This is a genomic window from Saccharopolyspora sp. 6M (assembly GCF_020176775.1).
GTDB classification, from domain to species: domain Bacteria; phylum Actinomycetota; class Actinomycetes; order Mycobacteriales; family Pseudonocardiaceae; genus Saccharopolyspora_C; species Saccharopolyspora_C gregorii.
In genome coordinates, this window is sequence record NZ_JAIUJZ010000126.1 from 1 (window position 1) to 6,408 (window position 6,408).

Below are 6,408 nucleotides of genomic sequence, written 5' to 3' on the forward strand. Positions count from 1 at the left end.
CGGTTGCCCGCGGGCCGGGGCCCCCCGGCTTTTCCTCTCAATCCCCGCCCCGGGGGGGGGGGCGGCCCCCGCCCCCCCGCGACGAAGCGGGGAGGTGGCCGCTCGCAGCAGCCCGCTCACTCGATGCTCACCACTGCTGCGGCGGCTGCTGCGGGTAACCGGGCTGCTGCTGGCCCGGGTAACCGCCCTGCTGGGGGTAACCGCCCTGCTGCGGGTAACCGGACTGCGCCGGGTAGCCGGGCTGCTGCGGGTAGCCGCTGGTCGGCGCGGGGTCGGCCGGGACGACGACGGACTTGACGATCTTGTCGGCCCAGGTCTGGTTCTTCTGCTCCCACAGCGGGGCGAGGAAGCCGATCGAGCAGGGAAGCCCGTCCAGGATGTGGCAGAGCTGGCGCAGGAACGCGCCGCCGAAGCCGAGGGGCTGCCCGGTCTCCTCGCTGACGGTCTTGATCTTGACGATCTTCTGCCCGATGGTCTGCCCGGTGGTCCCGCGCTTGTAGCAGAGGTTCCAGATGTTGAACGCCATCGCGATCAGCCCGAAGATCCCGAGGACCGTGTACACGGTGCTGATCATGGACAGCGCTTCGGCTTCGGTGGTGATCGACGAAGCGGAGCCCATGACGCTCGCGAAGGTGATCCCGTAGACGATCAGGTAGGGCACGCCGACGAGCGCCCCGTCGATCAGGTACCCCAGCACCCGGGTCCCCCACTCGGAGAACGGCCCGGGGTGCCCGTAGCCGTAGCCCGGCTGCCCGTACGGCTGCTGGGGCTGCTGCCCGTAGCCCGGCTGGCCGTACGGCTGCTGACCGTAGGGCTGCTGGCCGTAGGGCGCGGGCTGTTGCGGCATCGGGCCGGACTGCGGATAGGGCTGCTGGGGCTGGCCTCCCGACTGCGGGTACGGCTGTTGCCCGTAGGGCTGCTGCGGCTGCGGGCCGGACGGCGGCCCGCCATACGGGTTGGTCACGGAGACAATCCTTCGATCGGGTGGAATGGCAGCGCTCTGAGGAGGCCGGGCAGGAAATTACCCGAGCGCAACTCGCCACCGCGGCCGATCCGGGAAATCTTGCGCAGTCCGTTGCGAAGTCAAACTCCGCGGGATCAGAATCCCAGCCTCCGCAGCTGCTTCGGGTCGCGCTGCCAGTCCTTGGCGACCTTCACGTGCAGGTCCAGGTAGATCTTGCTGCCCAGCAGCTTCTGGATGTGCTGGCGAGCGTTGGACCCGACCTCGCGCAGCCGCTCGCCCTTGCGGCCGATCACGATCGACTTCTGGCTCTGCCGCTCCACGTAGACGATCGCGTGCACGTCCACCAGGTCGTCGCGGTCCTCGCGCTGGTTCATCTCCTCGATGCGGACGGCCAGCGAGTGCGGGAGCTCGTCGCGCACGCCTTCCAGCGCGGCCTCGCGGATCATCTCCGCGATCAGCGTCTCCTCCGGCTCGTCGGTGAGCTCGCCGTCCGGGTACAGCTGCGGGCCTTCCGGCAGGTGACCCACCAGCAGGTCACCGAGGGTGTCCATCTGGTAGGAGTCCACAGCGGACACCGGGACCAGATCGGCGAAGTCCATCACCTGCTGCAGGGCGAGCAGCTGCTCGGCGACCTGCTGCTTGGTGGCCAGGTCGGTCTTGGTGATGACGCCGAGCACCGGGGTGCGGCGGGCGACCTTCTTGAGCTGCTCGGCGATGAACTTGTCGCCGGGCCCGACCTTCTGGTCCGCGGGCACGCAGAACCCGACGACGTCCACTTCGGACCAGGTCTCGTAGACGAGGTCGTTGAGCCGCTGGCCGAGCAGGGTGCGCGGCCGGTGCAGGCCCGGCGTGTCCACGATGATCAGCTGGGCGTCGGGCCGGTGCACGATCCCGCGGATCGCGTGGCGGGTGGTCTGGGGCTTGCTGGAGGTGATCGCCACCTTCGAACCGACCAGCGCGTTGGTCAGCGTGGACTTGCCGGCGTTGGGGCGGCCGACGAAGCACGCGAACCCGGAGCGGTGTTCGGCGGGGGCATCTGGAGTGCTGCTCACCCGCCCATTGTCGCCGGGCGACGAGGTGAGCGGCCCACCCGCCCCGGCGGAGGCGGCGGGCGGGCCGTTCACCAGGTGTTCAGCGCAGCACGCCCCGGACCTCGCCCGCGGCGTCGGCGCGCAGCACCGGCGCGGCGGTGGTGAGGTCGCGGACGGCGGCGACGGAGTCGGCGGAGACCTCGGCGGCATCGGTGACGACGGCGGCCGCCTCCAGCCCTTCGGCACCGCTGGCGGCCGCGGTGGCCACCGCCACCTGCAGCGCGGTCAGCCGCAGCGAGGGCAGCTCGACGGTGCAGGCGGCGTAGGTGCGGCCGTCGGTGTCGCGGACCGCGGCGCCTTCGGCGGCGCCGGTGCGCGCGCGGGCCGACCGGGCCAGCGTCACGATCTTGGCGTCCTCGGCGTCCAGTTCCTGCGGGGGCGCTTGCTCAGCCACGGGTGCTGCTTCCTTCCTGGTCGGCACCGCGGTGCGATGCGGGCTCGCCGTTCGCGCGGCGCACGAGCAGCGCGTTGATGCGGATGCGGCCGCGGTGGTCCTTGCCGCCTTCGGCGCGCAACCGGAGTCCTTCGATCTCGGCTTCGACACCGGGCAGCGGGACCCGGCCGAGGCGCTGGGCGAGCAGGCCGCCGACGGTCTCCACCTCGGATCCGTCCAGCTCCACCCCGCACAGCGCGCCGAGGTCCTCCACCGGCAGCCGGGAGGAGACCCGGACGGTGCCGTCCTCCAGGTGCTCGATCGGGCGGTGCTCCTCCAGGTCGGACTCGTCGGTGATCTCTCCGACGATCTCCTCGATCACGTCCTCGATGGTGAGCAGGCCCGCGGTGCCGCCGTACTCGTCGACGGCGATGGCCAGGTGGCTGCGGGACAGCTGCATCTCCTTGAGCAGCTCGTCGAGGCGCTTGGTGTCCGGCACGAAGCTCGCCGGGCGCATCAGCTCGCCCAGCTCCGGCCCCGGCTGGTTCAGGTCGCCGCCGTCGGCGAGGGCCTGGGTGAGGTCGCGCAACGTCACCACGCCCACCACGTCGTCCACGCTGTCGCCGATCACCGGCACCCGGGAGAACCCGGAGCGCAGGCACAGCGCGAGGGCTTGGCGGGCGGACTTGGCGCGTTCGATCCAGACGATCTCGGTGCGGGGCACCATCACCTCGCGGGCGATGGTGTCGCCGAACTCGAACACCGAGTGGATCATCTCGCGTTCCCCGGCGGCGACGACGCCGCGTTCCCCGGCCAGGTCGACCAGCTCGCGCAGCTCCACCTCCGAGGAGAACGGGCCCTCGCGGAACCCGCGCCCGGGGGTGAGGCCGTTGCCGATCAGGATCAGCAGCCGGGTCAGCGGGTTCAGCACCCGCGCCAGCACCCGCACCGGCGCCGCGACCACCAGGCCCACCCCGTACGGGTGCTGCCTGCCGATGGTGCGCGGGCCGACGCCGACCAGCACGTACGAGACCACCAACATGATCACGATCGCGAGCAGCGCCGCCAGCGCGTCCGACTCCACCACGCGCAGCACCACGACCGCGACCAGCACGGTGGCGCCCAGCTCGCAGGCCAGCCGCAGCAGGATCAGCAGGTTGACGTGCCGCGGGCGGTCCTCCAGCACCAGCGCCAGCTGCCTGGCCCCGCTGCGGTTCTCCCGCAGCAGCTCCTCCACCCGGGCGCGGGAGGCGCTGCCGACCGCCGCGTCGGCGGCGGCGAACACCCCGGCCCCCAGGACGAGCAGCACAGCCCACACCAGCAGTGCGGCCGAACTCATGTGCGCGTTCCCCCTCAGTCGCGGGGGACCTCGGGCGCGGTGCCCGGGTCCAGTCCCACGGTTCCCAGCACGCGGGAGTCCGCGTCGTGCTGCGCGGCGGCCCGCTCGGCCTCGTCCCGAGCGGTCCGGTAGTCGGCGAGGATCCGGTTCTGCAGCCCGAACATCTCGCGCTCCTCCTCCGGCTCCGCGTGGTCGTAGCCGAGCAGGTGCAGCACCCCGTGCACCGTGAGCAGGTGCAGTTCGTCGATCAGCGGATGCCCGGCCTTGCGGGCCTGGTCCTTCGCGAACGCGGGGCACAGCACGATGTCGCCGAGCAGCGCGGGCCCGGAACCGGCCGCGTCCGGGCGGCGGGACGAGTCGTACTCGTCCATCGGGAAGGCCATCACGTCGGTCGGGCCGGGCAGGTCCATCCAGCGCTCGTGCAGGTCGGACATGACGTTCAGCTCGACCAGCACGATGGACAACTCGGCGAGCTGGCTGACGCTCATCCGGTCCAGCGCGTAGCGGGCGACGGACACGATGGTGCCCTCGTCGACCTCGACCCCGGATTCGTTGGCGATTTCGATGCTCATGCGTGTTCCCGGAACTGACCGCCGCGGCCGGAGCGGCGCGGGAACTGCTCGGAGTCCGCGTCCTGCTCGGCCTGCCAGCGGTCGTAGGCGTTGACAATGTCGGTGACCAGGCGGTGACGGACCACGTCCCCGCTGTCGAGCACGGCGAAGTGCACGTCGTCGACCCCGTCGAGGATCTCCCGGACGACCTTCAGGCCGCTGCGCTGCCCACCGGGCAGGTCGACCTGGGTGACGTCGCCGGTGACCACGATGCGGGAGCCGAACCCGAGCCGGGTCAGGAACATCTTCATCTGCTCCGGCGTGGTGTTCTGCGCTTCGTCGAGGATGATGAACGCGTCGTTGAGGGTGCGCCCGCGCATGTACGCCAGCGGCGCGACCTCGATGGTGCCCGCCTGGGTGAGCCGCGGCACCGACTCGGGGTCGATCATGTCGTGCAGCGCGTCGTACAGCGGCCGCAGGTACGGGTCGATCTTCTCGTACAACGTGCCCGGCAGGTAGCCGAGCCGCTCCCCCGCTTCGACCGCGGGCCTGGTCAGGATGATCCGGTTGACCTGCTTGGCCTGCAGCGCCTGCACTGCCTTCGCCATCGCCAGGTAGGTCTTGCCGGTGCCCGCGGGACCGATGCCGAACACCACGGTGTTCTGGTCGATCGCGTCCACGTAGTGCTTCTGGTTCAGCGTCTTCGGGCGGATGGTGCGGCCCCGCCGGGACAGGATGTCGAGGCTGAGCACCGCGGCGGGCGACTCACCGCTGTCGGCCGAGAGCATGCCCACCACGCGGCGCACGGCGTCCGGCCCGAGCTGGCCGCCCTTGTCCACCACGGTGATGAGCTCGGAGAACACCCGTTCGCCGAAGGCCACGTCGGCCGGGTCGCCGGTGAGGGTGACCTCGTTGCCGCGCACGTGCACGTCGGCGGTGAGGAGTTCCTCGACGACCCGCAGGTTCGCGTCGCGGGTGCCGACCAGTGCGAGCACCGCGCTGTCCGGGACCGTCACCTTCGACTGCACCGACCGGTCGCGCGCGTGCTGCGCGGACAGGTGCTGGGCGGAGAGGTTCGACTGCTCGGGTTCCGGGCCGGTGCCGGTCGGCGTCGTGCCGTTCCGGGCGGTCGTGTCCTGCTCGGTCCCGTCCTGCGGTACGCGGTCCTGCTGGTCGTCCCTGGACTGCTGCTGTCCGGACTGGGCGGATCCACCCGCTGCGATTCCGGCCACGTGTGTTCGGGCCTGCTTTCTGCGCTCGGCGCGCGAAGTCGGTCGTCGTTCCTGCTATCGATGGTAGAGCAACCGGCGAGGCGGTTGCGCCGCCGATCCGGCGGCCGCCCGGCGGCGTCCTAGCCCTTGATCGGGCCGCCGGTGAGGCCGCCGAGCGGTTCGCCGCCCAGCAGGTGCAGGTGCACGTGGAAGATGGTCTGCCCGGCGTCCTCGTTGGTGTTGAACAGCAGCCGGTACCCGGATTCGGCGATGCCCTCGCGCTCGGCGATCTCCCCCGCCACCCGCACCAGCTCGGCCAGCAGGTCCGGCTCGGCGGTGGCGAGCTCGGCGGCGTTGCGGTAGCGGGTCTTCGGCACCACGAGCACGTGGGTGGGCGCCTGCGGGTTGATGTCGCGGATCGCGAGGACGCGCTCGGAGTCGTGGACGACGTCCGCGGGGATCTCGCCGGCGATGATGCGCAGGAACAGGGAGTCCAGGTCGCTGTCGGTCATGCCGGGAAGGCTATCCGCCGCGAGCGGCCCCGCGGGCGAACGCCCCTGCGCCGGGACCGCCACGGGGAGATCCCCCGACCGGATGCCGCGCCGTAGTGGGGCTGGGGGTTGCCCGGCTACGGCGCGGCCTCGCCGGACCGAGGGGGGGTTGTCCGGCGAGCGCCCGGTTGGGCTCGCTCCGCGAGCCACCTGAAGGGATCGACCCGTGACCCCCAGGCGTGTGCTTCACGGTAACCCCACGTCATCCGTCCGCGCTGGAAAACGCACGAACCCGTGATCCTGGCTCCGATCCGGTGACGCACCGCGCCGGGACGGCGCAGTCCGCGAACACCCGGCGAACCACTCTGACCAGCACTGGTGCCGGGCG

7 protein-coding genes are annotated in these 6,408 nt (G+C 71.5%); all 7 read right to left on the minus strand.

Annotated features, from left to right (window positions below; translation table 11 throughout):
* Positions 1–127: 127 nt before the first annotated feature.
* The 7 genes from LCD31_RS17385 to LCD31_RS17415 all read right to left on the minus strand — a co-directional run bounded on the left by LCD31_RS17385 (position 128) and on the right by LCD31_RS17415 (position 6,041).
* Positions 128–964 (minus strand): RDD family protein, encoded by an 837-nt coding sequence (locus LCD31_RS17385; RefSeq protein ID WP_224959447.1) that lies wholly within the window; start codon positions 962–964, stop codon positions 128–130.
* Positions 965–1,098: 134 nt separating this feature from the next.
* Positions 1,099–2,016 (minus strand): GTPase Era, encoded by a 918-nt coding sequence (gene era, locus LCD31_RS17390; RefSeq protein WP_224959448.1) that lies wholly within the window; start codon positions 2,014–2,016, stop codon positions 1,099–1,101.
* A 79-nt stretch (positions 2,017–2,095) separates the two neighbouring features.
* Complete coding sequence (locus LCD31_RS17395; protein ID WP_224959449.1) at positions 2,096–2,449, minus strand: cytidine deaminase; 354 nt, start codon at positions 2,447–2,449, stop codon at positions 2,096–2,098.
* Entirely contained in the window at positions 2,442–3,767 is a 1,326-nt protein-coding gene (locus LCD31_RS17400) for a hemolysin family protein (protein WP_224959450.1), read from the minus strand. The genes LCD31_RS17395 and LCD31_RS17400 overlap by 8 nt, the downstream gene beginning before the upstream one ends.
* 14 nt (positions 3,768–3,781) lie before the next feature.
* Positions 3,782–4,339, minus strand: coding sequence for an rRNA maturation RNase YbeY (gene ybeY / locus LCD31_RS17405; RefSeq protein WP_224959451.1), 558 nt, complete (start codon positions 4,337–4,339; stop codon positions 3,782–3,784).
* Complete coding sequence (locus tag LCD31_RS17410) at positions 4,336–5,376, minus strand: PhoH family protein (RefSeq protein WP_224959453.1); 1,041 nt, start codon at positions 5,374–5,376, stop codon at positions 4,336–4,338. Before LCD31_RS17410 ends, ybeY begins: the two co-directional genes overlap by 4 nt.
* Positions 5,377–5,669: 293 nt before the next feature.
* Positions 5,670–6,041, minus strand: a complete 372-nt coding sequence (locus LCD31_RS17415; protein ID WP_224959452.1) for a histidine triad nucleotide-binding protein — start codon at positions 6,039–6,041, stop codon at positions 5,670–5,672.
* Positions 6,042–6,408 lie beyond the last annotated feature (367 nt).